The sequence below is a fragment of the Streptomyces sp. MUSC 14 genome (assembly GCF_001866675.1).
In the GTDB taxonomy this organism is placed as follows: Bacteria; Actinomycetota; Actinomycetes; order Streptomycetales; family Streptomycetaceae; genus Streptomyces.
This window is the reverse complement of record NZ_MLYN01000046.1, coordinates 13,658-37,441: the sequence shown is the minus strand read 5'-3', so window position 1 is coordinate 37,441 and position 23,784 is coordinate 13,658. Positions and strand designations below refer to the sequence as shown.

The 23,784-nt window shown below is 70.1% G+C and carries 22 protein-coding genes; 16 read left to right on the top strand and 6 right to left on the bottom strand.

Annotation, left to right across the window (positions count from 1 at the left end):
* The first annotated feature begins 96 nt into the window (after positions 1-96).
* The 7 genes from BIV25_RS27900 to BIV25_RS27870 all read left to right on the top strand — a co-directional run bounded on the left by BIV25_RS27900 (position 97) and on the right by BIV25_RS27870 (position 7,995).
* Complete coding sequence (locus tag BIV25_RS27900) at positions 97-1,116, top strand: undecaprenyl-phosphate alpha-N-acetylglucosaminyl 1-phosphate transferase (protein ID WP_071375207.1); 1,020 nt, start codon at positions 97-99, stop codon at positions 1,114-1,116.
* A 94-nt stretch (positions 1,117-1,210) separates the two neighbouring features.
* On the top strand, positions 1,211-3,052 hold the full coding sequence (gene dnaK, locus BIV25_RS27895; RefSeq protein WP_071375206.1) for a molecular chaperone DnaK: 1,842 nt from the start codon (positions 1,211-1,213) through the stop codon (positions 3,050-3,052).
* Complete coding sequence (grpE, locus tag BIV25_RS27890) at positions 3,049-3,720, top strand: nucleotide exchange factor GrpE (RefSeq protein WP_071375205.1); 672 nt, start codon at positions 3,049-3,051, stop codon at positions 3,718-3,720. The genes dnaK and grpE overlap by 4 nt, the downstream gene beginning before the upstream one ends.
* A gap of 36 nt (positions 3,721-3,756) precedes the next feature.
* A complete protein-coding gene (dnaJ, locus tag BIV25_RS27885) occupies positions 3,757-4,932 on the top strand; it encodes a molecular chaperone DnaJ (RefSeq protein WP_071375204.1) in 1,176 nt (391 codons plus the stop codon).
* 5 nt (positions 4,933-4,937) lie between these two features.
* On the top strand, positions 4,938-5,387 hold the full coding sequence (locus tag BIV25_RS27880) for a heat shock protein transcriptional repressor HspR (protein WP_071375203.1): 450 nt from the start codon (positions 4,938-4,940) through the stop codon (positions 5,385-5,387).
* Between the two features lie 260 nt (positions 5,388-5,647).
* Positions 5,648-6,754, top strand: a complete 1,107-nt coding sequence (locus BIV25_RS27875; RefSeq protein ID WP_071375202.1) for a sugar ABC transporter substrate-binding protein — start codon at positions 5,648-5,650, stop codon at positions 6,752-6,754.
* A gap of 191 nt (positions 6,755-6,945) precedes the next feature.
* Positions 6,946-7,995 (top strand): LuxR C-terminal-related transcriptional regulator, encoded by a 1,050-nt coding sequence (locus BIV25_RS27870; RefSeq protein WP_071375201.1) that lies wholly within the window; start codon positions 6,946-6,948, stop codon positions 7,993-7,995.
* A gap of 28 nt (positions 7,996-8,023) precedes the next feature.
* Here BIV25_RS27870 and BIV25_RS27865 read toward each other — a convergent pair whose 3' ends face one another.
* A complete protein-coding gene (locus tag BIV25_RS27865; RefSeq protein ID WP_177235436.1) occupies positions 8,024-9,034 on the bottom strand; it encodes a helix-turn-helix transcriptional regulator in 1,011 nt (336 codons plus the stop codon).
* 82 nt (positions 9,035-9,116) lie between these two features.
* Complete coding sequence (locus BIV25_RS51330) at positions 9,117-9,326, bottom strand: hypothetical protein (protein WP_177235435.1); 210 nt, start codon at positions 9,324-9,326, stop codon at positions 9,117-9,119.
* Between the two features lie 71 nt (positions 9,327-9,397).
* On the opposite strand from BIV25_RS51330, the gene BIV25_RS27855 reads away from it, so the two are divergent.
* Positions 9,398-9,733 carry a hypothetical protein gene (locus BIV25_RS27855; protein ID WP_079172852.1) on the top strand — a complete coding sequence of 112 codons (336 nt, stop codon included), beginning with the start codon at positions 9,398-9,400 and terminating at the stop codon, positions 9,731-9,733.
* Positions 9,734-9,880: 147 nt separating this feature from the next.
* On the opposite strand, the gene BIV25_RS27850 is transcribed toward BIV25_RS27855, so the two are convergent.
* Positions 9,881-10,273: a pyridoxamine 5'-phosphate oxidase family protein gene (locus BIV25_RS27850; RefSeq protein WP_071375197.1), complete on the bottom strand. Its 393-nt coding sequence runs from the start codon at positions 10,271-10,273 to the stop codon at positions 9,881-9,883.
* Positions 10,274-10,391: 118 nt separating this feature from the next.
* Here BIV25_RS27850 and clpB point away from each other — a divergent pair, with 118 nt between their 5' ends.
* Both clpB and BIV25_RS27840 read left to right on the top strand, forming a co-directional pair.
* Complete coding sequence (gene clpB / locus BIV25_RS27845; RefSeq protein ID WP_071375196.1) at positions 10,392-13,001, top strand: ATP-dependent chaperone ClpB; 2,610 nt, start codon at positions 10,392-10,394, stop codon at positions 12,999-13,001.
* Positions 13,002-13,104: 103 nt separating this feature from the next.
* Positions 13,105-13,644 (top strand): YbjN domain-containing protein, encoded by a 540-nt coding sequence (locus BIV25_RS27840; RefSeq protein ID WP_071375195.1) that lies wholly within the window; start codon positions 13,105-13,107, stop codon positions 13,642-13,644.
* A 13-nt stretch (positions 13,645-13,657) separates the two neighbouring features.
* Here the strand turns inward: BIV25_RS27840 and BIV25_RS27835 are convergent, their stop codons facing one another.
* Positions 13,658-14,788 carry a hypothetical protein gene (locus BIV25_RS27835; protein WP_071375313.1) on the bottom strand — a complete coding sequence of 377 codons (1,131 nt, stop codon included), beginning with the start codon at positions 14,786-14,788 and terminating at the stop codon, positions 13,658-13,660.
* Between the two features lie 139 nt (positions 14,789-14,927).
* The gene (locus BIV25_RS27830; RefSeq protein ID WP_071375194.1) at positions 14,928-16,112 is read right to left on the bottom strand and encodes a pyridoxal phosphate-dependent aminotransferase; all 1,185 of its coding nucleotides are present in this window, start codon (positions 16,110-16,112) and stop codon (positions 14,928-14,930) included.
* 1,264 nt (positions 16,113-17,376) lie between these two features.
* Between BIV25_RS27830 and BIV25_RS27825 the strand changes: the two genes are divergently transcribed.
* The gene (locus BIV25_RS27825) at positions 17,377-18,186 is read left to right on the top strand and encodes an NUDIX domain-containing protein (RefSeq protein WP_079176927.1); all 810 of its coding nucleotides are present in this window, start codon (positions 17,377-17,379) and stop codon (positions 18,184-18,186) included.
* Here the strand turns inward: BIV25_RS27825 and BIV25_RS27820 are convergent.
* Complete coding sequence (locus BIV25_RS27820) at positions 18,170-19,306, bottom strand: helix-turn-helix transcriptional regulator (protein ID WP_071375193.1); 1,137 nt, start codon at positions 19,304-19,306, stop codon at positions 18,170-18,172. The two genes, BIV25_RS27825 and BIV25_RS27820, sit on opposite strands and share 17 nt — an antisense overlap.
* A 353-nt stretch (positions 19,307-19,659) precedes the next feature.
* On the opposite strand from BIV25_RS27820, the gene BIV25_RS27815 reads away from it, so the two are divergent.
* The 5 genes from BIV25_RS27815 to BIV25_RS27800 are packed head-to-tail and all read left to right on the top strand — an operon-like array spanning position 19,660 to position 22,988.
* Positions 19,660-20,517 carry a sigma-70 family RNA polymerase sigma factor gene (locus BIV25_RS27815; protein WP_071375192.1) on the top strand — a complete coding sequence of 286 codons (858 nt, stop codon included), beginning with the start codon at positions 19,660-19,662 and terminating at the stop codon, positions 20,515-20,517.
* Entirely contained in the window at positions 20,514-20,660 is a 147-nt protein-coding gene (locus tag BIV25_RS51325) for a hypothetical protein (protein WP_177235434.1), read from the top strand. The genes BIV25_RS27815 and BIV25_RS51325 overlap by 4 nt, the downstream gene beginning before the upstream one ends.
* Positions 20,657-21,178 carry an HNH endonuclease gene (locus tag BIV25_RS27810; RefSeq protein ID WP_071375191.1) on the top strand — a complete coding sequence of 174 codons (522 nt, stop codon included), beginning with the start codon at positions 20,657-20,659 and terminating at the stop codon, positions 21,176-21,178. Before BIV25_RS51325 ends, BIV25_RS27810 begins: the two co-directional genes overlap by 4 nt.
* The gene (locus BIV25_RS27805) at positions 21,175-22,746 is read left to right on the top strand and encodes an AAA family ATPase (protein WP_071375190.1); all 1,572 of its coding nucleotides are present in this window, start codon (positions 21,175-21,177) and stop codon (positions 22,744-22,746) included. The genes BIV25_RS27810 and BIV25_RS27805 overlap by 4 nt, the downstream gene beginning before the upstream one ends.
* On the top strand, positions 22,743-22,988 hold the full coding sequence (locus BIV25_RS27800) for an AlpA family transcriptional regulator (RefSeq protein ID WP_071375189.1): 246 nt from the start codon (positions 22,743-22,745) through the stop codon (positions 22,986-22,988). The genes BIV25_RS27805 and BIV25_RS27800 overlap by 4 nt, the downstream gene beginning before the upstream one ends.
* The last annotated feature ends 796 nt before the right edge of the window (positions 22,989-23,784 follow it).

Below are 23,784 nucleotides of genomic sequence, written 5' to 3'. Positions count from 1 at the left end.
GGGATGCAGTAGAGCACGGGGTGATCTGGGTCGCCGAGCCGCAATCGGATCGTGTTATTCATACCGATTTGATACTTTCGCCCCTACCGTGGTGCAGTGCTCTACGGGATCGCCGCCGCCACCGCCGCCCTCCTGCTCACCGCCGTGCTCACGGCGCTGCTGCGGGGGGTTGCACTGCGGGCGGGCATTGTCGACCGTCGCATGCAGCGCCGTATGCCGCTGCTCGGCGGCCTCGCCGTGGTGACCGTCACGTGTCTCGTCGCCTGGGTCGGGGAGTCGACCCGGATCGCTCCGCTCGGGAACGGGGTCGGCCGGCTGCTGGTCGCCGCCGCCGCGCTCGCCGCGCTCGGCCTGGTCGCCGACGTGTGGCGGCTGCGCGCGCGCGTGCTCGTCGCCGGTACGGCCGTGGCGGCGGCCTGTGTCGTGCCGTACGAGGAGACGGGCGTGGCGGGCGGGCTCCTCGGCATCGCCTGGATCGTCGTCGCCTCCCTCGCCTTCAAGGGCCTCGACCACGTGGACGGGCTGGCGGGGACCGTCGGGGTCATCACCGCGTTCGGCGCCGGGGCCTGCGCCGCCGCCGAGGTGCTGGACGGGCTCGCCGCGCTGCTGAGCGTGTTCGCCGCCGCCCTGACCGGCTTCCTGATGCACAACTGGCCGCCCGCGCGGATCGGGCTCGGCTCCTGCGGCGCGCTGTTCACCGGCTTCCTGCTGGCGTCGTCGCTCGTCCTCACGCGCGCGGGCTACGGCCTCTCGGCCAGCTCGGCCGTGGCGGCGTGCTTCGGTGCCGTCGCCGCAGCCGACGCACTGCTCGTCCTGTTCGCCCGGCTGCTGGCCCGGCGGCCGCTGCTGCGGCGCGGCCCCGACCATCTCGCGCACCGGCTGCGCCGGCTCGGGCTCACCACGGCGGGCTCCGTCGTGCTGCTGGGCGCCGGCTCCTTCTCCACGGTGCTCGTGGGGGTGCTCGTGCACACCGGATGGACGGGGAAGGAGGCCGCGCTGTGGGTGGCCGGAGGGGCGCTGCTCGTCGTCGGTGTACTCCTTCGTATCCCTGTCCAGCGGTCCCGAGGGACGGAAACTGTGCAGGTCAGCGGCCAGTTGCGTGTAAGGAACGGATAAGACTTGAGCCCTGCCGACTCAGGTCTGTTGACCCGGCGCGGGGAGTCGTGCACACTTGAGTCCGTTCCACTCAAGTCAGCTGGAGGAATCAACCATGGCACGTGCGGTCGGCATCGACCTGGGCACGACTAACTCCGTCGTCAGCGTTCTGGAGGGCGGCGAGCCCACCGTCATCACCAACGCCGAGGGCGCCAGGACCACGCCGTCCGTCGTCGCCTTCGCCAAGAACGGTGAGGTGCTCGTCGGCGAGGTCGCCAAGCGCCAGGCGGTCACGAACGTGGACCGGACCATCCGCTCGGTGAAGCGCCACATGGGCACCGACTGGAAGATCGGGCTGGACGGGAAGGACTTCAACCCGCAGCAGATCTCCGCGTTCATCCTGCAGAAGCTGAAGCGCGACGCCGAGGCCTACCTGGGCGAGAAGGTGACCGACGCGGTCATCACCGTCCCGGCGTACTTCAACGACTCGGAGCGTCAGGCGACCAAGGAGGCCGGCGAGATCGCGGGCCTGAACGTCCTGCGCATCGTCAACGAGCCGACCGCCGCCGCGCTGGCGTACGGCCTCGACAAGGACGACCAGACGATCCTCGTCTTCGACCTCGGCGGCGGCACCTTCGACGTGTCCCTGCTGGAGATCGGCGACGGCGTCGTCGAGGTGAAGGCCACCAACGGCGACAACCACCTCGGTGGCGACGACTGGGACCAGCGCGTCGTCGACTACCTGGTCAAGCAGTTCCAGTCCGGTCACGGCGTGGACCTGTCCAAGGACAAGATGGCCCTCCAGCGGCTGCGCGAGGCCGCCGAGAAGGCCAAGATCGAGCTGTCCTCGTCCACCGAGACCTCGATCAACCTGCCCTACATCACGGCGTCCGCCGAGGGCCCGCTGCACCTGGACGAGAAGCTCACCCGCGCCCAGTTCCAGCAGCTGACGGCCGACCTGCTGGAGCGCTGCAAGACGCCGTTCCACAACGTCATCAAGGACGCCGGCATCTCCATCAACGAGATCGACCACGTCGTCCTCGTCGGTGGCTCCACCCGCATGCCCGCCGTCGCCGAGCTCGTCAAGGAGCTGACCGGCGGCAAGGAGGCCAACAAGGGTGTGAACCCGGACGAGGTCGTCGCCATCGGCGCCTCGCTCCAGGCCGGTGTCCTCAAGGGTGAGGTCAAGGACGTCCTGCTCCTCGACGTGACCCCGCTGTCCCTCGGCATCGAGACCAAGGGCGGCATCATGACCAAGCTGATCGAGCGCAACACCACGATCCCGACGAAGCGTTCGGAGATCTTCACGACGGCCGAGGACAACCAGCCGTCGGTGCAGATCCAGGTCTACCAGGGCGAGCGCGAGATCGCGGCGTACAACAAGAAGCTCGGCATGTTCGAGCTGACCGGTCTGCCGCCGGCGCCGCGCGGCGTCCCGCAGATCGAGGTCTCCTTCGACATCGACGCCAACGGCATCATGCACGTGACCGCCAAGGACCTGGGCACGGGCAAGGAGCAGAAGATGACCGTCACCGGCGGCTCCTCGCTGCCGAAGGACGAGGTCGACCGGATGCGCCAGGAGGCCGAGCAGTACGCGGAGGAGGACCACCGCCGCCGCGAGGCCGCCGAGTCCCGCAACCAGGGCGAGCAGCTCGTCTACCAGACGGAGAAGTTCCTCAAGGACAACGAGGACAAGGTCCCGGGCGAGATCAAGACCGAGGTCGAGGCCGCCGTCGCCGAGCTGAAGGAGAAGCTCAAGGGCGAGGACACCGCCGAGATCCGCACGGCCACCGAGAAGGTCGCGGCCGTCTCGCAGAAGCTGGGCCAGGCCATGTACGCCGACGCCCAGGCCGCGCAGGGTGCTGCGGGTGCCGAGGGTGCCCAGCAGGCCAAGGCCGAGGACGATGTCGTCGACGCCGAGATCGTGGACGACGAGCGCAAGGACGGTGCCGCGTGACGGAGGAGACCCCGGGCTTCGAGGAGAAGCCCGACGTCCCCTCCGGCGCGACCCCCGACGACGCCGAGCCGAAGGCCGCCCCCGAGAAGGGGGCGGCCCCGGCCGGGGACGGAACCGCAGACGTGGGCCTGGTGGCCCAGCTGGACCAGGTACGCACGGCGCTCGGCGAGCGCACGGCGGACCTCCAGCGCCTCCAGGCCGAGTACCAGAACTACCGCCGCCGGGTCGAGCGGGACCGGATCACGGTGAAGGAGATCGCCGTCGCGAACCTCCTGACCGAGCTCCTGCCCGTACTCGACGACATCGGCCGCGCGCGGGAACACGGCGAACTGGTCGGCGGCTTCAAGTCGGTCGGCGAGTCGCTGGAGACCGTGGCGGCCAAGCTGGGCCTCCAGCAGTTCGGCAAGGAGGGCGAGCCCTTCGACCCGACGATCCACGAGGCCCTGATGCACTCCTACGCGCCGGACGTCACCGAGACGACCTGCGTGGCGATTCTCCAGCCCGGGTATCGCATCGGCGAGCGCACCATCCGCCCCGCGCGGGTGGCCGTCGCCGAGCCGCAGCCCGGTGCGCAGACCGTCAAGGCCGACGGAGCCGAGGACACGTCCGAGGCGAAGCAGGCCGGTGCCGGCGACGACAAGGAGAACGGTGGCCCGGAGGAGGGCTGACGTAATCACCGCAGACAGGAAGGAGGGACGTCGGGGATGAGCACCAAGGACTTCATCGAGAAGGACTTCTACAAGGTCCTCGGCGTCCCCAAGGACGCCACCGAGGCCGAGATCAAGAAGGCGTACCGGAAGCTCGCCCGCGAGTTCCACCCGGACGCCAACAAGGGCAACGCCAAGGCCGAGGAGCGCTTCAAGGAGATCTCCGAGGCGAACGACGTGCTCGGCGACCCCAAGAAGCGCAAGGAGTACGACGACGCGCGCGCCCTGTTCGGCAACGGCGGCTTCCGCCCCGGGCCGGGCGCCGGCGGCTCCTTCAACTTCGACCTGGGCGACCTCTTCGGGGGCGCGGGCAACACCACCACCCAGGGCGGAGGCTTCGGCGGCGGGCTCGGTGACGTCTTCGGGGGCCTGTTCAACCGCGGCGGCACCGGTGCGACCCGCACCCAGCCGCGCCGCGGCCAGGACATCGACACCGAGGTCACGCTCAGCTTCACGGAGGCCATCGAGGGCGCCACGGTGCCGCTGCGGATGTCCTCCCAGGCGCCCTGCAAGGCCTGTTCGGGCACCGGCGACAAGAACGGCACACCGCGCGTGTGCCCGACCTGCGTCGGCACCGGCCAGGTCGCGCGGGGCTCGGGCGGCGGCTTCTCGCTCACCGACCCCTGCCCCGACTGCAAGGGCCGCGGCCTGATCGCCGAGCACCCCTGTGCGGAGTGCAAGGGCAGCGGGCGGGCGAAGTCCTCGCGCACGATGCAGGTCCGCATCCCGGCGGGGGTCACCGACGGGCAGCGGATCCGGCTGCGCGGCAAGGGCGCGCCCGGCGAGCGGGGCGGACCGGCGGGCGACCTGTACGTGGTCGTGCACGTCGGCGAGCACCCGGTGTTCGGCCGTAAGGACGACAACCTCACGGTCACCGTGCCGGTCACGTTCGCCGAGGCCGCTCTCGGCGGCGAGGTCCGGGTGCCGACCCTCGGCGGCCCGGCCGTCACCCTGAAGCTGCCGCCCGGCACGCCCAACGGCCGGACGATGCGTGCCCGCGGCAAGGGCGCGGTCCGCAAGGACGGCACCCGCGGCGATCTGCTGGTCACCGTCGAGGTGCGTGTCCCGAAGGACGTGTCGGGGAAGGCTCGTGATGCGCTGGAGGCGTACCGCGAGGCGACCGCGGGCGAGGATCCGCGGGCAGAGCTGTTCGAGGCGGCGAAGGGAGACTGAGAGAGATGGACGGCCGTCGACGTAACCCGTATGAACTGACCGAGGAGACCCCGGTCTACGTCATCTCGGTGGCGGCCCAGCTCTCCGGACTCCACCCGCAGACGCTGCGCCAGTACGACCGCCTGGGCCTGGTCTCCCCGGACCGCACCGCGGGCCGGGGCCGGCGCTACTCGGCCCGCGACATCGAACTGCTGCGCACCGTCCAGCAGTTGTCGCAGGACGAGGGCATCAACCTGGCCGGAATCAAGCGCATCATCGAACTGGAGAACCAGGTCGCCGCGCTCCAGTCCCGCGTCGCGGAGCTGGAGGCGGCCCTGGACGGCGCGGCGGCCGCGATGCAACAGCGCGAGGCCGCCGTCCACGCCTCCTACCGCCGCGACCTGGTGCCGTACCAGGAGGTGCAGCAGACCAGCGCGCTGGTGGTGTGGCGGCCGAAGCGCCAGCAGCACGACTGAACTGGCCGAAACTGAGCGGAGCGTTCGCAGGGGCCGGGAGACGGGTGACGTCTCCCGGCCCCTTTCGCGTTCTTTGCCTCCTCGTGAACTCCCCTTGGGTGCAGAGTCCGTAAAGGGTGTTTGAAGAGGGTTGCGCTCCTCCTTCACAGGTGCAGCGGAGCGTGGTGTTGCGCACTCGTTAAGTAGTTCTTCTTGACGCCGGGTGTGCCCTCCGCGTTGTCTTTTCAGACACCTGCAACGCACCCGAAGTGAGCCCTCGCATGCGCCGTATCGCCATAACCGTGGCCGCATCCACGATGACCCTCTCGCTTGCCGGCTGCGGCATGCTGAACGCGACGGGGAGCGGGGCGAGCGCGAGCCCGAGCAAGGGCAACGACCTGACGGTGGGCCTGCTGCTGCCGGAGACGACGAACACCCGCTACGACAAGTTCGACTACCCCATCATCAAGTCCCAGGTCGCCGAGCTGACCGACAAGCAGGGCAAGGTCGAGTACGCCAACGCCGGCGCGGACGCGTCCCGGCAGGGCCAGCAGCTGCAGACGATGATCGACGACAAGGTCGACGTCATCCTGCTCGACGCCGTCGACGCGCACGCGATCGCTCCCGAGGTGAAGAAGGCCAAGGACGCGGGCATCCCCGTCATCGCGTACGACCGGCTCGCCGAGGGCCCGATCGACGCGTACGTCTCCTTCGACAACGAACTGGTCGGCGAGGTGCAGGGCCGCAGCCTGCTGGAGGCGCTGGGCTCGCACGCCGACACCTCCGAGAAGATCGTCATGATGAACGGCTCGCCCACCGACCCGAACGCCAAGCAGTTCAAGCAGGGCGCGCTCTCCGAGCTGACCGGCAAGGTGACGATCGCGGCGTCGTACGACACCACCGACTGGAAGCCGGAGAACGCCGAGGCCAACATGACCAAGGCGATCGGCCAGATCGGCAAGAGCAACATCGCCGGGGTCTACTCCGCCAACGACGACATGGCCGGCGGCGTCATCAAGGCCCTGGAGGCGGCCGGCGTCACCCAGCTGCCGCCGATCACCGGCCAGGACGCCTCGCTGGAGGGCGTGCAGCGGGTCGTGGCGGGCGAGCAGTACATGAGCGTCTACAAGTCCTACCCGGACGAGGCCCAGGCCGCGGCCCAGATGGCCGTCGCCAAGGTCCAGGGCAAGGACATCCAGTTCGACGCCCTCACCCAGGACAAGGCCGACAGCCCCACCACCAAGAACATCCCGGCCAGGCTGATCCAGCCGATCGCGCTGACCAAGAGCAACATCAAGTCCACGGTCGTCGCGGACGGTATCTACACGGTGGACGACATCTGCACGGTGAAGTTCAAGGCGGCGTGCACGGCGATCGGTCTGAAGTAGCGGGCACCGCCCCGTCCGTTCGTCCTCCGGACGTTCATCTTCCTGCACAGGCGAGAGCCGGAGCCCGGTCGATATCCGGGCATAACAGCCGTTCGTGGCAACCCCGTCGGGGTGAGCCGTGTTGCGGACCCGGTCGGCGCCGCGCATAGTTGCGCTGCGGAAGTGGCAGCACACCGGGGGTGAAATGGGCGATGGCCGGGCGCGGGGCGGAGGAGCATCCACACGGCGCCGACCGACTGTGCGCGGCCGGCGACCGGTTGTATTCCCGGGCTGTACGCCGCGGGCGGGTGCCCCGTGGTGACGTCGAGACGGTGCCCTGCCTGCTGGAGCTGGCCCTGCTGCACCCGGACCCCGACGACATGGACTGGCTGGTGCCGACCTCCCCGCAGGAGGTCATGACCCGGCTGCTGCGCGGGGTCTACGACGAGGTCAGCGCGAGCCAGCGCCGGATGGGCTCGGCGGTGGCCGCGTTCGAGTGGTACGCCGGGCTGGGCCGCCAGCTGCACGCCCTGACGGGCCCCGCCGAGGGCAGCGCGATCCGCGTCCTGGACGGACTCTCCCGGATCCAGGCCGCGATGGACGAGGCGACCGAGGCGTGCACGGCCGAGGTGCTCACCGTGCAGCCCGGCGGCATCCGCCGTGAGGCGGAACTGACGGAGGGCCTGCACCGAGCCCTGGCCCTGCGCGGCCGGGGCGTGCGCATGCGCGACCTCTACACCCACGTGGCCCGCCACGGCCAGGGCCTGCTCAACTACCTGGAGCTGATGGGCGACACGGTGGAGGCCCGCACCCTGGACGAGGTGATCGACCGGCTGATCCTCTTCGACCGCACGGTGGCCTTCATCCCCGCCAACACCGATCGCACGATGGCCCTGGAGCTGCGCCATCCCGCGCTGGTGGAATACCTGGTCACGGTCTTCGAACGGCTCTGGCGCCTCGCGATCCCCCTGACGGCCCCGCTCCCCGACACCGGCATCGAGGGCATCTCCCACCGCGAGCAGTCCATCGCGGCCCTGCTGGCGGAGGGGCACCAGGACGCGGTGATCGCCGAACGCCTCGGCATCAGCGTCCGCACCTGCCGCGCCCATATCGCCCGCCTCTCGGAGACGCTGGGCGCGGCCAGCCGTACCCAACTGGGCGTCCGTATCGCCCAGGTGGGCCTGGAGGTCCACCGGCCCGGCCCGCCGTCGGCTCCGGCGGCCTTCACCACTGACGGCCAGGAATCCCCGACGGTGCGCTGAGGCGGCCGGGCCGCGGTCTTTCCGGCCGTCACCGCTCCCGGTCGAGGATGCCGGACTGGGCGATGAGATAGCCGAGCTGGGCACGGCTGCCGCTGCCGAGGGCCTGCGCCAGCTTGGCGATGTGGGCGCGGCAGGTGCGGACGTTCATGCCCAGGCGGCGGGCGATGGCCTCGTCCACGTGGCCCTCCACGAGGAGCTTGGCGATGGAGTGCTGGATCTCGGTGATGCCGTCGGGTGCCGTCTCGTAGCGACCGCCCGCGCTCAGCGGGACCGCCCGGTCCCACATGAACTCGAACACCTTGATGAGGTAGCGGACCAGGCCCGGGTGGCGCAGTTCCAGGGCGACCTGCTGGTCGTCCCGGGTCGGGATGAAGGCGACCGTCTCGTCGCAGATGATCAGGCGTTCCACCAGCTCGTCGATGGAGCGGTACTCCACCTTGCCGTCGGAGAGCTCCGCCGCGTAGGCCAGCTTCTCCGGGCTGTAGCGGGCCGTGTGCTGGTACAGCGTCCGGATCCGCACGCCCCGCTCTATGAGCGGCCTGTCGCGCTCCAGCCCGCGCAGCACGCTGCGTTCGGAGACGCGGTCGCTCGGCTGGACGGTCAGCATCTCCGCGTGGCACTGGGCCGTGGCCAGGTTGAGCGCGGTGTTGATGCGGTCGCCGCCCTCCAGCACCGTGATCGAGCCGCCGCTCTGCGCCGACTGGCCGTTGATGGACATGAACGGCTCGAAGGCGGTGGCGATGTCGGTGGCCAGCTGGCGGCGCTCGGTGATCTCGCGTTCGAGGGGGTTGAGGCGCTGGGCGAGGGCGAGGGCCGGCGGCACCGGGCGCAGCCGGTCCGGATCGTCCGGATCGGGGTGCAGCAGGCCGAAGTCCATCAGGCAGGGCGCGGGTTCCGCTTCCGCGCGTGTGATCCGCCCCGCTCGCAGTGCGGCCGCATACAGGCGGCTGCCTTCTTCGCACAGCTCGTTCACGGGGTGGGGATGTGTCGCTTTTGAGTGATTCGTTGTCAAATCTCCACCCCCCAGGGTCCTGAACATGCAGGAACATGATGCACCGATTGTGTGGCCATGACGTGCCCGAATGAGCCATCGTCGTACGTGACGGGGGAAAAGGGGACCTTCAAGTGAGGACGAAGCCGATTATGCGTAACAGACTGCTTCGCTCGGTGCTTGTCGCCGCCTTCTCCGCCGTTGCAGCCCTCGGCGTGCTGAGTGGCTTCGCCGCCGCCGGAAAGAGCGAGGTTCGAGCGAACAGCACCTGGCCCGCGGTGGTCGCGAGCCCCGCGAACAGCACGTGGCCCGTGGCGGCCGCGAGCCCGGCGAACAGCACGTGGCCTGCGGTGGTCGCGAACTCCGCGACCGGCAGTACCGGTTCCGCGGCCGACGGAGCCGGGAGCTGACGTGACCACTCCACCCGACGACCGATCCTTTCGCCGCGAGATGGCCACGGCCTACCGCTCCGGCTGGCACTTCATCGACCTGGTCACCGCCATCCCCCACAGCGGCGACTCGTTGATGGTGACGGTGTTCGGAGAGCCGGTGGTCGTGACGCGGGACGAGGACGGGGATCTGCGGGCGTACCGATGCCTGCGCAAGCCGCGTGGCGCGCCCCAGCCGGTGCGCTGTGCCATCCGGTACGGAATGATCTTTGTGAATCTGGACCAGCGGGACCACCGGCTTGCCGAGCCGGCGGAACCCGACCTGCGAACCATCTCGGCCACCCCCCGCAGTGCCTGATGCGATTCCCCCGTCGTAAAAGATCGCTCAGGTGCTTCCCCCCGCAGCGGCGTCACCGTGACCTGAACACGGTGACGCCGCTGTAGTTTGTGGGGATATTTCGGGGTATGGGCGCGCTTCCACGGTGGCTGAAAATGCTCGGTCATCTCACCCGCGCCCCAGCGCTCGCTCGATCTCGATCTCGATCACCACACGCGCCGGATTCGGCCCCGGGGTCCGCTCGTAGCGCTCGGCGTAGCGCCGCACCGCCTCCGCGACCCGCTCCGGTTCCGTCCGGACCCGGGCCCGCCCCTCCAGGGTGGCCCAGCGCGGGCCGTCCACCTGGCACACCGCCACCCGGGCGCCCGCCGCGCCGGCCGCGCGCACATGCCGCACCTTCCTGCTGGTCCCGTTGGTGATGATCCGGGCCAGTCCGGCCTCCGCGTCGTACGTCACGCCGACCGGCACCACGTGCGGGCTGCCGTCGGGCCGGAGCGTGGTCAGGGTGCACAGGTGGCGTTCCCGCCAGAACGTCAGGTACTCCTCAGGGTGCTTCGCCATGCCCCGCAACCTAGTCCCCGTAAGGCCCCCCGCCTACCTTGAGCGGAATAGACTCAACTTTGTGTACGCTGATTAAGTCAGCACTGGAGAGAGAGTCGCGCAGGAGGAGAACGGACACGTGGACGCCGAGCTGACCAACCGGAGCCGGGACGCGATCAACGCGGCGAGCAAGCGGGCCGTGACCGAGGGACACCCGGACCTCACCGCCGCTCACCTGCTGCTGGCGCTGCTCCAGGGCCAAGGCCAGCGGCAGGACAATGCGAACATCACCGACCTGCTCGCGGCCGTCGAGGCCGACCAGGCCGCCGTGCGCTCCGGGACCGAGAAGATCCTGGCCTCGCTGCCGAGCGTGGCCGGATCCACCGTTGCGCCGCCGCAGCCGGACCGTGAACTGCTGGCGGTGCTCGCCGACGCCGGCGAGCGGGCGAAGGAGCTCGGCGACGAGTACCTGTCCACCGAGCACCTGCTGATCGGCATCGCCGCCAGGGGCGGCCGGGTCGCCGAGGTGCTCCGGGCGCAGGGCGCCGAGGCGAAGAAGCTGCTGGAGGCCTTCAGGAAGGCCAGGGGAGGACGCCGCGTGACCACCGCCGATCCCGAGGGCCAGTACAAGGCCCTGGAGAAGTTCGGTACCGACTTCACCGCCGCCGCCCGCGAGGGGCGGCTGGACCCGGTGATCGGCCGGGACCAGGAGATCCGGCGGGTCGTTCAGGTGCTCAGCCGCCGTACGAAGAACAACCCCGTCCTCATCGGCGAGCCCGGTGTCGGCAAGACCGCCGTGGTCGAGGGGCTCGCCCAGCGCATCGTGAAGGGCGACGTGCCCGAGTCCCTCAAGGACAAGCGGCTGGTCTCGCTCGACCTCGGCGCGATGGTGGCCGGCGCCAAGTACCGGGGCGAGTTCGAGGAGCGGCTGAAGTCCGTGCTCGCCGAGATCAAGGACTCCGACGGCCAGATCATCACCTTCATCGACGAGCTGCACACGGTGGTGGGCGCGGGCGCCGGCGGCGATTCGGCCATGGACGCGGGCAACATGCTCAAGCCCATGCTCGCCCGGGGCGAGCTGCGCATGGTCGGCGCCACCACGCTGGACGAGTACCGCGAGCGGATCGAGAAGGACCCGGCGCTGGAGCGCCGCTTCCAGCAGGTGCTGGTGGCGGAGCCGACCGTCGAGGACACCATCGCCATCCTCCGTGGCCTGAAGGGCCGTTACGAGGCCCACCACAAGGTGCAGATCGCGGACAGCGCGCTGGTGGCCGCGGCCGGCCTCTCCGACCGCTACATCACCTCCCGCTTCCTGCCCGACAAGGCCATCGACCTCGTCGACGAGGCCGCCTCGCGCCTGCGCATGGAGATCGACTCGTCCCCCGTCGAGATCGACGAACTCCAGCGCGCCGTCGACCGGTTGAGGATGGAGGAGCTGGCGATCGCCAAGGAGACCGACCCGGCCTCCGTCGCCCGCCTGGACAAGCTGCGCCGCGACCTCGCCGACAAGGAGGAGGAACTGCGCGGCCTGACCGCCCGCTGGGAGAAGGAGAAGCAGTCCCTCAACCGGGTCGGCGAGCTGAAGGAGAAGCTGGACGACCTGCGCGGCCAGGCCGAACGCGCCCAGCGCGACGGCGACTTCGACCGCGCGGCCAAGCTGCTCTACGGCGAGATCCCGACGCTGGAGAAGGAGCTGGAGGAGGCCTCCGAGGCCGAGGAGGAGGCCGCCAAGGACACGATGGTCAAGGAGGAGGTCGGCTCCGACGACATCGCGGACGTCGTCGCCGCCTGGACCGGCATCCCGGCCGGCCGCCTGATGGAGGGCGAGACGCAGAAGCTGCTGCGCATGGAGGACGAGCTCGGCAAGCGCCTCATCGGCCAGAGCGAGGCCGTCCGCGCGGTCTCCGACGCCGTACGGCGCTCCCGCGCGGGCATCGCCGATCCGGACCGGCCCACCGGCTCCTTCCTCTTCCTCGGCCCGACGGGCGTGGGCAAGACGGAACTCGCCAAGGCACTCGCCGACTTCCTCTTCGACGACGAGCGGGCCATGGTCCGCATCGACATGTCGGAGTACGGCGAGAAGCACAGCGTGGCCCGCCTGGTCGGCGCGCCCCCCGGCTACGTCGGCTACGAGGAGGGCGGCCAGCTCACCGAGGCCGTGCGCCGCCGCCCGTACACCGTCGTGCTGCTGGACGAGGTGGAGAAGGCCCACCCCGAGGTCTTCGACATCCTGCTGCAGGTCCTGGACGACGGCCGGCTCACCGACGGGCAGGGCCGCACGGTCGACTTCCGCAACACCATCCTGGTGCTCACCTCCAACCTGGGCAGCCAGTACCTGGTCGAGCCGACGACGAGCGAGCAGGTGAAGAGGGAGCAGGTCCTGGAGACCGTCCGGGCCTCCTTCAAGCCGGAGTTCCTCAACCGGCTGGACGACCTGGTGGTCTTCTCCGCGCTCGACACCTCCGAGCTGGAGCGGATCGCACAGCTCCAGATCGACCGCCTCGGCCGGCGGCTGGCCGAGCGCCGGCTCACCCTGGACGTCACGCCCGAGGCACTGGCCTGGCTCGCGGAGGAGGGCAACGACCCGGCGTACGGCGCCCGGCCGCTGCGCCGTCTGGTGCAGAGCGCCATCGGCGACCGGCTCGCCCGCGAGATCCTGTCCGGCGAGGTCAAGGACGGCGACACGGTACGGGTGGACCGCTTCGGCGAGGGCCTGCTGGTGGGCCCGGCGACCGGCAAGACGCTCTAGCGAGGAGGATTGTCAGCCCTGGGCTGACACGGGGCCGCCGGGGCTTGCCTCCCCCCTCCCCGGATGGGGGAGGATGGCGGAATCCAATGAAGGGAAATTCACGGTGAGCATCGACCCGTCCTCGATTCCGAACTTCGGGGGCCAGCCCGAACCGCAGCCCCAGGGACCGGCGGGCCCCGTCCTCCCGGATCAGGACCTCGTGAAGCAGCTCCTCGACCAGATGGAGCTGAAGTACGTCGTCGACGAGGAGGGCGACCTCGCGGCTCCGTGGGAGCAGTTCCGCACGTACTTCATGTTCCGCGGGGAGGCCGACCAGGCCGTCTTCTCGGTGCGGACCTTCTACGACCGCCCCCACAAGATCGACGAGAAGGCCCAGCTGCTGGAGTCCGTCGACGACTGGAACCGCCGCACCCTGTGGCCCAAGGTCTACACCCACACCCACGACGACGGCACCGTCCGCCTCATCGGCGAGGCGCAGATGCTGATCGGCACGGGCGTCGACATCAACCACTTCGTCTCCTCGACGGTCAGCTGGGTGCGGGCCGCGATCGAGTTCGACAAGTGGCTCGTCGAGCAGCTCGGCCTGGAGCCGGACGCCGACGAGGGCGAGCAGGGCGAGGCGCCCGAGGGCGACGCGGAGTAGTCCGCCGGCGGTCCTACAGCGGCGCGTCCGCGTACACCAGCAGGTACGCGCCGTAGAGACAGCTGAACCCGGCCAGGGTCGCGACCAGCACGGTCGCGTGCCAGGGCCGGGTTTTCGCCATCTGGGCCAGGCCCCGGGCGAGCGGCAGCAGCAGCGGGAACGCCGGCAGCAGGAACCGCGGCTTGGACTCGAAGAAGCCGGACCCGCCGAGCGCGACCAGCAGCAGCGCCCCGCTGAGCACGAGCAGCGGCAGCGGGGCACGGTCCAGCAGGAGCAGCGCGTACAGCACCGTCCCGGCCGCCACGGTCAGCAGCGCCACCGTGAACTCGAACCGGCCGCCGTGCGCGAACATCACATGCACGGAGTGCAGCGAGCCCCGCCCGAAGTCGAACGTCGAGCCCCACGCCCGCTGCACCGCGAAGTAGCCGCCCGGCAGGTCGCCCTCGCACCGGCCGACCCACAGCACGTAAGCCGTCCAGCCCAGCGGGGCGAGCGCCGCGCCCGTCCACAGCCTGTGGGAAACCCGGGAGAGGTCGCCGCGCCGCCGCCACACCCGGCAGCCGGCCGTGATCAGTACGGCGGCGGCGACCGCGAACCCGTTCGGCCGGGCCAGCCCCGCGAGCGCCGCCAGGGCGCCCGCCCACAGCCAGTTCCCGGCCAGCACCGCGTACAGCGCCCAGGCCGCGAGCGCGGTCAGCACCGGCTCGGTGTACGCCATCGACAGCACCACCGCGTGCGGCAGCAGGCCCCACAGCAGCACCAGCGTGATCCCGGTCGCCCGGCCGTACAGCCGTGCGCCGACCGCGTGGATCCCGGCGGCGGCCACCATGGCCGCGGCCCACGAGATCACCAGCCCGGCGGCGCCCCCGCCCAGCGGCAGCACCGCGGTCAGCGCCCGCACCAGCGCCGGGTACAGCGGGAAGAACGCGCGGTCGCTGTGCACGCCCGGCGCCGGGGAGGGCAGGTCGTGGCCGTAGCCGTGCCCGGCGATGCCCAGGTACCAGACCGAGTCCCAGGACCGCCCGAGCAGCGCGAGCGGGTGCCGGCCGGCGTGCTGCGCGACCAGCGTGAGCACGGCCGCGCCGACCAGCCGGGCACCGAGGAAGAGACCTACGGCGACGAGACGCTGCGCCTGCCTGGGCATGGCGAGAACGGTGCTGACGGTGCGGACGGGACTGGCGGTGGTCACATCTGAGCACCCTGCGCGACAGTGCCGTTCGGCCGTGCGGTGACGCGCCGAGGGGTCGTGCGCCGTCGCCCGTCTGCGGGCCCGCCCAGGCTTCCTACATCGCGCGCAGGCGCTGTGCCGCCTCCCGCAGGACGTCCTCCCTCTTGCAGAACGCGAACCGTACGAACGGTGCCCCGGCCTCCCGGTCGTCGTAGAAGACCGCGTTCGGGATGGCCACCACGCCGGCCCGTTCGGGCAGGGTGCGGCAGAAGGCGAAGCCGTCCTTCTCGCCGAGGGGGCGGATGTCGGTGGTGATGAAGTACGTCCCGGCCGGGGCGAAGACCCGGAAGCCGGCCGCCGTGAGGCCCTCGGCGAGCAGGTCGCGGCGGGTCTGCATGGAGCGCCGGAAGTCCTCGAAGTAAGAGTCCGGGAGGGCGAGGGCCTCGGCGACCGCGTACTGGAAGGGGCCCGAGGAGACGTACGTCAGGAACTGCTTCACCGAGCGCACCGCGCCGACCAGTTCGGGCGAGCCCGTCACCCAGCCGACCTTCCAGCCGGTGAAGGAGAACGTCTTGCCGGCCGAGCCGATGGTGACCGTGCGCTCGCGCATCCCCGGGAACGTGGCGAGCGGCAGGTGCTCGGCGTCGTCGAAGACCAGGTGCTCGTAGACCTCGTCGGTCACCACCAGCAGATCCCGCTCGACCGCCAGCTCGGCGATCGCGGTCAGCTCCGCGCGCGTGAGGACCGTGCCGGTGGGGTTGTGCGGGGTGTTGATCAGCAGGAGGCGGGTGCGGCCGGTGACCGCCGCGCGCAGCTCGTCCAGGTCCAGGCGGAAGCCGGTGTCGTCCGGGCGCAGGGTCACCGGGACGCGGCGGCCGCCCGCCATGGCGATGGACGCCGCGTAGGAGTCGTAGTACGGCTCCAGGGCCACGACCTCGTCGCCCGGCTCCAGCAGGGCCAGCATCGAGGCCGCGATGGCCTCCGTGGCGCCGGCCGTGACCAGCACCTCGGTGCCGGGGTCGCAGGACAGCCCGTAGCGGCGCTGCTGGTGTGCGCAGATCGCGGCGCGCAGCTCGGGGATGCCCGGACCCGGCGGGTACTGGTTGCCCCGGCCCTCGCGCAGCGCCCGTACGGCGGCCTCGCGGACCTCCTCGGGGCCGTCCGTGTCGGGGAAGCCCTGGCCGAGGTTGATCGCACCGGTCGCGGTGGCGAGCGCGGACATCTCGGCGAAGATCGTCGTCCCGAACTCGGCGAGGCGGCGATTGAGGCGGGGGCGCGCGGTGGAGGTCATGCCGGTCATCCTGCGCCCAAGCTCTGGAGTTCCTCAACTCACGTTCGGGGGTGGGCGCCTGCGGCTGAACCCAACGCACCGCCCCTGAGCAGGGGGAGAGCGGTCGACAACTGTCGTCATCTGTCGGCGTTGGTCGCTGTCGGACGGCCCACAGACGGCCCGGCCGTGGGCCCCGATCTGCCGCTACCGATAGCGGCAGGGGGTGCTAACGATAGCGGCAGTCATAGCGGCCAAAACCGTTGCTGACCAGCACGTTAGCGAATAGCGGGCTATCTGGGCAGGCCCGCGAATCCGCCCATAGGGCGCCTCCGAGAGGGGCCTACGGGCCGCTATCGGGACGGGCGTCCGTGCCGGGCCGTCGGCCCGGCGTGCAGGGAAGAACAAGTAAGGAGCGGCCTACGGCCGCGCGTCCCTTGGCGGCTCGCTGCGCTCGCGCGGGGGCGCCGTCGGGGTGGGGCGCCGTGCTCCTCTTGGAAGGCGTTCTGCGGGCCTTCCAAGAGGAGCACGGGAGGCATGGGCGCATGCCGCCGGGCCCCTCGCTCCGGGTCGCTTCCGCGGCTCTTTAGGGAGGCGGAAGGGCATACCTCGATCACGCCCCCTCTGAAGAGCCGAAGAGACCACCCCGCCCGGGGGAGGGTGGCCTCTTCACCTGCCGCTGGCACCCGACACGGGAGGGCTGAAACACACAGGGGGATCCACCCGTGTGTTTCAGCCGCTTGTCCGCTGTACTGCCGGGAGGGCGCGACAGCCGCCATTCGCCCTGTGGGCCGTCGCGCGTGAGCGCAGCGAGCTGCCGAGGGACACGCGGCCGTAGGGCCGCTCCTTTGGATGGTGGCTGCGTGCGGGAAGGCAACAAGGCAACAACGGGCGCCGGAGGTGTTGCCTCGCGTTCGTGCTGGTCAGAGCCCTGGAGGCAACAAGGCAACAGAGGCAACACCCCCTGAGGGTGCGCATGACCTTCTGTCACCCTCCGTAGCTGCTGGGGGCGGCCGAACTGCTGCTAGGTCTAGCAACCCGCCCCGCTAGACCTAGCAGCGCGCCTAGCGATCTGTGCGGGCTCTGATCACGTTCTTAGCACCTAGCAGGCTGTCCGGAGAGGGGCCCGTATCCGCCTTCGTTCCAAGGGCAGGGAAGGATTGGCTGTCGCTAGGCGTTACCCACCTCCGGTTACTCGTTGTGATCGGAGAAGCGCATAGAACGTCACCTGCCGGGGATGATTCCGACTGGCTACGCTGGTGTGCACCAGCCAACGAATGGGGAGCGTGCTGCGGGAATGGCAGAGACCAAGACGGCTCGGGTGGAGCGCACGATCCGCGAGTGGGTCGGAGGAGGGAAGCTCTCTCCTGGCGACAAGATGCCGTCTGAGCGCACGCTGACGACGGAACTCGACATCGGCCGCACAGCCCTGCGGCAGGTGCTCGCCCGGCTCGTAGCCGAGGGCGTGTTGGAGGTGCACGACCGGAGCTCGTATCGAGTGCCGGCGGCCTCCCCGGCTCAACGGCGAGTGGGGGCCGCTAGCTCGGGAGAGCTGGAACCGTGGCAGATCTACGGTGTGCGGCCGGTGTACAACAACCGATGGGTCCGGCTTGAGTTGGTCGACGTCGAGCCGCCGGGTGTGAAGCGCTTTGAACACCATGTGGTGCGGCTACAGCACGTCGCGGTCACTGCCGTGCTGGACGACCAAGACCGCGTCCTCATGCTTTGGCGTTACCGCTTCGTGCCGGACCAGTGGGGCTGGGAGCTCCCAGGCGGCATCGTGGACGACGGCGAGGACGCCCGTACGTGCGCTGCGCGGGAAGTCGAGGAAGAGACGGGTTGGCGCCCCACCAACGTTGAGCACGTGGTCACGTTCCAACCCGTGGTCGGCATGGTGGACTCGCCACATGAGATCTTCGTAGCCCACGGCGCGGAGCACGTGGGCGAGCCGACGGACGTCGAGGAAGCGGGCCGCGTGGAGTGGGTGCCGCTCGCGGACATCCCTGACCTGATGGCGCGTGGTCAGCTCATGGGTTGCGGCACCCTCGTTGGCCTCCTGCACATCCTTGCGAACCGGCGGAAGGACGCGTCTACAGCCTCTGTGTGAGCTGATCTATGCGGCGGCGATGCCGTGCCGATCCGGTGCGGCTGGCCAACAGGCGCGCGGTCCGCAGGTGCTCTTGCGCCTGGTCGTACTCGCCGCGCGCCAAATGAGCTTGGGCCAGGTCGCATCGGAGCCCGGATTCAGCGCGGACGAAAGTGGAGTCGAGCGAGTCAAGCGCCTGGTAGAGACTGCTCACCGCGTCGTCGTCCCCCAGCATCGCAAGGGCGTTGCCGCGCCATCGAGTCAGGTGTGAGCCGTTCAGGAAGATGCTCAGCATGTCGGGGTCCCTGGCGTCGTCGCCGGGCGGCAGTACGGACGCGGCCATGTCCAGCGCCTGACGGCAGTCGTTAGCCAGCTCGGGCCCGACCTTGGCGCACAGCTCCGCTTCGGCCGCGTACAGCCACGCCTGAAGGCGGGGTGACATGCTCCCCCCTCCGGCCCGTCGGGCGTCGCGCACGAGCGCCACGGCCAGTTCCGGCCGCCCCGCCTCACTCAGCACGTACGCCTGTTCTGCCATGGCGTGCGCGAGGTACATGGGTTCCCCGGCTTCCTGAGCTGCCCTCTTGCCCAACTCGTAGTTACGCCAGGCTCGTTCAACAGCCCCTGCATCTAGGGCTTGCCAGGCCGCAAGCGTCGCGGCGGCAGCCAGCGCCTGAGCGACCGGCCGGCGGGTGTCGGGCAGGACCGCGAACGTGAGCGCATCCTCCAGTCTGGCCAGGTGGCCCGTCATCTGGTCGACAAGAGCGGCGGCACCCGCTTGCCTGTCCATCGTGCGGAACAGCTCGGTCTGATCAGTGAAGGTCTTCACCATGCTGAGGCCGACACTACGAGCCGAATCAATTCGGCTGATCAGTTCGTCGTAGCCCCCCACCTGCGGCGGCCCGGCCGTCTGCGCCTCTCCGAGCAACTCCCCATCGGTGAGGCCGAGGAGAGGCCTAAGGATCGCCGCGAACCGCGCTGAGATCTTGCGCTTGCCGTTCTCCCATTCGGAGACGTAGACGCGGAGGCTGGCGGTTGTCGGGACGTCAAGCGCGTGCTGCCGGGCGTATCGCTCGATCTCCCGCACAAGACGCTCTTGAGACCAGCCGCGAGCAGTTCGAGCGTCCCTCAGCCGTTCACTCATGCATACCGCCCCCAGTCGGTAGACCGTTCGGACCTCACACCAGCATGCACCAATCCCGCAGGTCGTGAGGGGTTAACACCTGCCTTAACAGGCCCGGCATTAAGGCCTGTTGGCTACCGGCGCCCCCTTCACAGGCGTTTCCTCGAAGCATGCAGTAACCGCGAATCTTCCGGATTCGGTGCGCACCCTCTTGCATCTGGTGCGCACCAGATGCAAGCTACTGGTGCGCACCAGATTGGAACGCGAAAGCGGGCCATGACGCACATACGTCGCCATGGCCCGACACGGCAAGGAGCGGCTTCCCACCGCCAAGTAGTCAGCCGCTCCCAGACCCTCGAAGGGGTACATCCATCATGCCTGGAACCGTCAAGGAACGGACGAACGAGCAGGTCACGGCGCTGCGTGCGGCGAGGCTGGAGCGGGGCTGGAGCATCGGGCAGCTGGTCACGCAGCTGTGGGCCGAGGCTGAACGGCAGGACGTTCGGATCGGGACGCACCCGAGCTCGGTCAAGTCGCTGGTGATCTCGTGGGAGCTGGGTCGGCGCACCCCTCGCGCGGTCTACGTGAAGCTGCTGACGGCCCTGTACGAGACGACGGCCGCCGCGCTGGAGCTCCCGGAGCCCAAGACGTTCTCGATGGACAACGAGCAGTTGGCCGACCTGTTCGCCAAGTACCGCGGCTTCGTGTGGGGCTACCTCTACCGGCGTGTGGGGCGTGACTTCCACCTGGCCGAGGACCTGACGAGCGAGACATTCATCAAAGTCGGTGAGGCGCTGGCCCGCGAGCCGGAGGGCGGCATCGAGCTGGACAACGCCCATCGGTGGCTGGCCGTGCAGGCGCGTTGGGTGCTGTCGGACTACTACCGCTCTCAGCGCCTGAACTACTCCAAGCACGAGCGGCTGTTGGGCGCGGACGAAGAGGGCGTACTGCCGGACTTCGTGGCCGACGACGAGCTGTCGCGCCCCGAGGAGACCGTGATCAGCGGTCTGAGCGTGCTGGACCTGGTGGCCGGACTGACCGCCACCGAGCGTGAGCTGATCGCGCTGCGGTTCTTCGACGGCCTGACCATGACCGCGATCCAGAAGCGCATGGGGCTGACGTGCAGCCAGTCCTACACCACCCTGCGCAAGGCCCTGTCGACCATGCGGACCAACGCCGCGATCACGTGGGACATCCCGGCCACCGTGGGTGAGCTGGAGCGTGCGGCATGAGCGACAGCATCAACTTCCAAGACCGCCTGTTCCTGGAGGGACAGGCCGTCTACCAGCGCATCGCTGACGGCCAGGTGACCGACGTCGAGGCAGAGCTGATGGAGGCCCACCTCCGGGCTTCGGAAGAGGGCGACGAGTCATGAGCCTGCACGACAAGCCCCAGCTCAACTCCAAGGTGCGCCGCAACCGCAAGGCGCGGCTCGCCGAGCGCGACGGGCAGCAGTGCGCCTACTGCCGTATCCCGTTCGCCTCCGTGCGGGAAGCGACCCTCGATCACGTCGTACCGATCTCCCTGTTCCGCACGTGGTCGGCCCGGCACATGGTGCTGGCCTGCCGATCGTGCAACGACCGCAAGGCCGACCGCTTCCCGCTGTCCATGGCGCTGGTGCTGCTGTCGTGGGCCGAGTCGGGTCGGCCGACCGTCGACCCGACCGTGTGGCCGCTGCTGGCCCGACTCGCGCACGCCCACCGGCCGACGTACGAGGCCGTGTGGTCGGCCGACCCGATCGGCGAAGAGTCGACCCCTGACCTGCGTGACGAGCCGCGTCACACCCGGCGTCACACCCCGGTGCCGCGCTCGATCGTGCGGCCCGACTGCCTGCGCACGCCCCGCCCCGTGCGGGCGTGCGCAGGCCCCACCGGAAAGGCGGTGCTCGCGTGAGCCCGGAGCTGACGATGCCGCACGACGACGAGTTGGAGCGCGCGGTCATCGGCTGCGCCATCAGTCGACCCGACCGCTTCCCCGACCTGTCCGCGATCCTCGCCCCGGCCGACTTCTACCGGCCCGCGCACGCCACGGTGTGGCAGACGCTCGCCGATCGGATCGGACGCGGTGAGCCGGTCGACCCGGCCGCGCTGACGGCCGCGCTCGCGAGCGCGGGCCAACTCCAGACGGCCGGCGGGGGCGCCTACGTCTCCCAACTCGCCCTCTGTCAGGTGCCTGACGCCACGTGGCACGCGCAGGAGGTGAAGAAGACCGCGCGGCTGCGGGCCGCCCGAACGCTGGCGCTGCGGCTGTTGCAGGCCACCGACGGCCCCGGCACGGAGCCGCCGCAGCTGGCTGCCCTGGTCTCCGAGGTGCTGCCCACCCTGGAGGGCAGCGACGACGCCGGGACCGCCAACCGGCAAGCCGCGTGGACCGCCGACGCCCTCTATCGGGCGGAGTTCCCCGAAGCCCGCTGGGCCGTACCGGACCTGATCCCGGAAGGGCTCACCGTGCTCACGGGAGCTCCCAAGGTGGGCAAGTCCTGGATCTGCCTGGGGCTCGGTCTCGCGGTCGCCACCGGCGGCAAGGCCCTCGACTCCATCCCCGTGGAACAGGGCGAAGCGCTCTACCTGGCGTTGGAGGACACGCCCCGGCGCATGCAGTCCCGCTTGCATCGCATGCTCGGGGACGGGGAGCCGCCGCCCGGCCTGCACATCCATGTGGACCTGCCCGCTGGGCTCGGGGGCATCCGACGCTGGCTTGACCAGCACCCCGGGGCCCGCCTGGTCATGGTCGACGTGTTGCAGAAGGTGCGCCCGGAGTCCGGCCGCGAGACGAGTGCGTACGCGGCCGACTACGCCGCCATCACCGCCCTGAAGCACCTGGCGGACGCCTACCAGGTGGCGTTCGTGGTCGTGCACCACATCCGCAAGGCGCAGTCGTCGGACTGGATGGACGCCACCAGCGGCACGAACGGCATCAACGGCGCCGCCGACGCCACCCTGTTCTTCTCCAGGGCGCGCGGGGAAGCCGAGGGACTGCTCAACCTCACCGGCCGCGACGTGGAAGAGAACGAGTACGCGCTACGGCGCAACGACGGCTCCATGACCTGGTACCTGGTCGACGGCCCGGCCGACATCGCGACCGCCACCGAGCCGAACGCGAAGATCCTCGCTCATCTGCATGAGCAAGGACCCAGCACACCCAAACAGGTCGCCGACGCCACAGGGCAGGACCCGAAGACCGTACGCACCCTCATGGGGCGCCTGCGGGATCGGGGCCGCCTCACCCAGCTCGGAGCACGCGGACCCTACGCCCTCCCGAGCCAGACCGCCCCGACAGGCAACAAGGCAACACAGGCAACAGCACACCACCACCCCGAGCAGACCCCCAAGGGTGTGTTGCCTCTGTTGCCTCGTTGCCCCCAGGACCCTGACCAGCGCGAACGCGAGGCAACACCTCCGGCGCCCGTTGTTGCCTTGTTGCCTTCCCGCCCGCAGTCCACCCGAGGGGAAGCGTCATGAGCACCGCCAAACCCGAGCCCACCGACCCCCGCGCGACCCTGCGCGGCGGTCTGCCGGACCGCTACCTGACCCCCGAAGACCTGGTCACCATGTTCAGCCTCCCGAGCGTCGAGACCGTCTACCAGTGGCGCCGCAAGCGCATCGGCCCGCCCGGGTTCCGTGTCGGCCGATACCTCCGCTTCAACCCCGCCGCCGTACGAGCGTGGGAGGCCGAACGGACCGCCCTCGAAGACGCGGCCTGACGGAGAGGTCGTGACGAAACCCGGCACAGCTGGCGCGAGTTCCGTCACGGCCCCGAGGTAAAGCCCCCCGGCTCTACCTCGGGCACCGGCCGCCCCCTCTATCGGACCGCCCGGCCGCCTCTATCCACAGCCATCGGGTAAGGGGAGCCCTCTACCCCGGTAGAGGGGCCGGTAAAGGCCGCTGACCTGCCCGGTAGAGGGGGTAAAGGAGGGCGCCGCCCATGGGGAGGCAACACCCTCCCCGCCGGGGAGGCGGGGAGAACTCCCCAACCGCCTCCCCACCCCGCATCCCCCGCATTGATCAGCGAAAACAGCCGTTCGGGGAGGCGGGGAGGCGCCGCCGGTCCTCTCCCGGAAACGCCCTCTGAACGCCCCTCAGGGTCCCTGTCTCCGCCTCCCCGTCGGGCCCCGACAGACACCGCGAGCGACAGGGAGGCACCGCCCGCCGGCCAAGGGAGGAAGGGAGAACTCCCTCACCGCCTCCCTGACCCGCCTCCCTCCACCTGATCAGCGCAAATGGCCTCTCAGGGAGGCAGGGAGGCACACCTCAGGCACCCCCGAAAACCCCCTCCTGAAGGCACTCGAAACCCCCTGCCTCTGCCTCCCTGAGACCCGCCGGAGCCCCTGCTACCGGTAGCACCGCCACCCGCTACCGGTAGCAGCCCCGCTAGCAGCCCAAACCCCCAGTGATCAGGCCCATAGCAAGTAGCGGGCCCGGTCCAGCACACCCCGAAACCGGCCCGACGGGAGCCAACCGGCCCCGCCGCGCCCTGCTACCGAGAAGGGAGTCAGCCTC

What these genes read in the sequence shown, in the direction of transcription:
- BIV25_RS27850 (WP_071375197.1), bottom strand. Translation starts at nt 10,273, where the DNA reads ATGGCGAAGCACCCTGAGGAGTACCTGACGTTCTGGCGGGAACGCCAC.
- BIV25_RS27800 (WP_071375189.1), top strand. Translation starts at nt 22,743, where the DNA reads ATGAGCACCGCCAAACCCGAGCCCACCGACCCCCGCGCGACCCTGCGC.
- BIV25_RS27810 (WP_071375191.1), top strand. Translation starts at nt 20,657, where the DNA reads ATGAGCCTGCACGACAAGCCCCAGCTCAACTCCAAGGTGCGCCGCAAC.
- BIV25_RS27820 (WP_071375193.1), bottom strand. Translation starts at nt 19,306, where the DNA reads ATGAGTGAACGGCTGAGGGACGCTCGAACTGCTCGCGGCTGGTCTCAA.
- dnaJ (WP_071375204.1), top strand. Translation starts at nt 3,757, where the DNA reads ATGAGCACCAAGGACTTCATCGAGAAGGACTTCTACAAGGTCCTCGGC.
- BIV25_RS27835 (WP_071375313.1), bottom strand. Translation starts at nt 14,788, where the DNA reads ATGCCCAGGCAGGCGCAGCGTCTCGTCGCCGTAGGTCTCTTCCTCGGT.
- BIV25_RS27870 (WP_071375201.1), top strand. Translation starts at nt 6,946, where the DNA reads ATGGCCGGGCGCGGGGCGGAGGAGCATCCACACGGCGCCGACCGACTG.
- BIV25_RS51325 (WP_177235434.1), top strand. Translation starts at nt 20,514, where the DNA reads ATGAGCGACAGCATCAACTTCCAAGACCGCCTGTTCCTGGAGGGACAG.
- BIV25_RS27830 (WP_071375194.1), bottom strand. Translation starts at nt 16,112, where the DNA reads ATGACCGGCATGACCTCCACCGCGCGCCCCCGCCTCAATCGCCGCCTC.
- BIV25_RS27825 (WP_079176927.1), top strand. Translation starts at nt 17,377, where the DNA reads ATGGCAGAGACCAAGACGGCTCGGGTGGAGCGCACGATCCGCGAGTGG.
- BIV25_RS27815 (WP_071375192.1), top strand. Translation starts at nt 19,660, where the DNA reads ATGCCTGGAACCGTCAAGGAACGGACGAACGAGCAGGTCACGGCGCTG.
- BIV25_RS27880 (WP_071375203.1), top strand. Translation starts at nt 4,938, where the DNA reads ATGGACGGCCGTCGACGTAACCCGTATGAACTGACCGAGGAGACCCCG.
- dnaK (WP_071375206.1), top strand. Translation starts at nt 1,211, where the DNA reads ATGGCACGTGCGGTCGGCATCGACCTGGGCACGACTAACTCCGTCGTC.
- BIV25_RS27875 (WP_071375202.1), top strand. Translation starts at nt 5,648, where the DNA reads ATGCGCCGTATCGCCATAACCGTGGCCGCATCCACGATGACCCTCTCG.
- BIV25_RS27865 (WP_177235436.1), bottom strand. Translation starts at nt 9,034, where the DNA reads ATGTTCAGGACCCTGGGGGGTGGAGATTTGACAACGAATCACTCAAAA.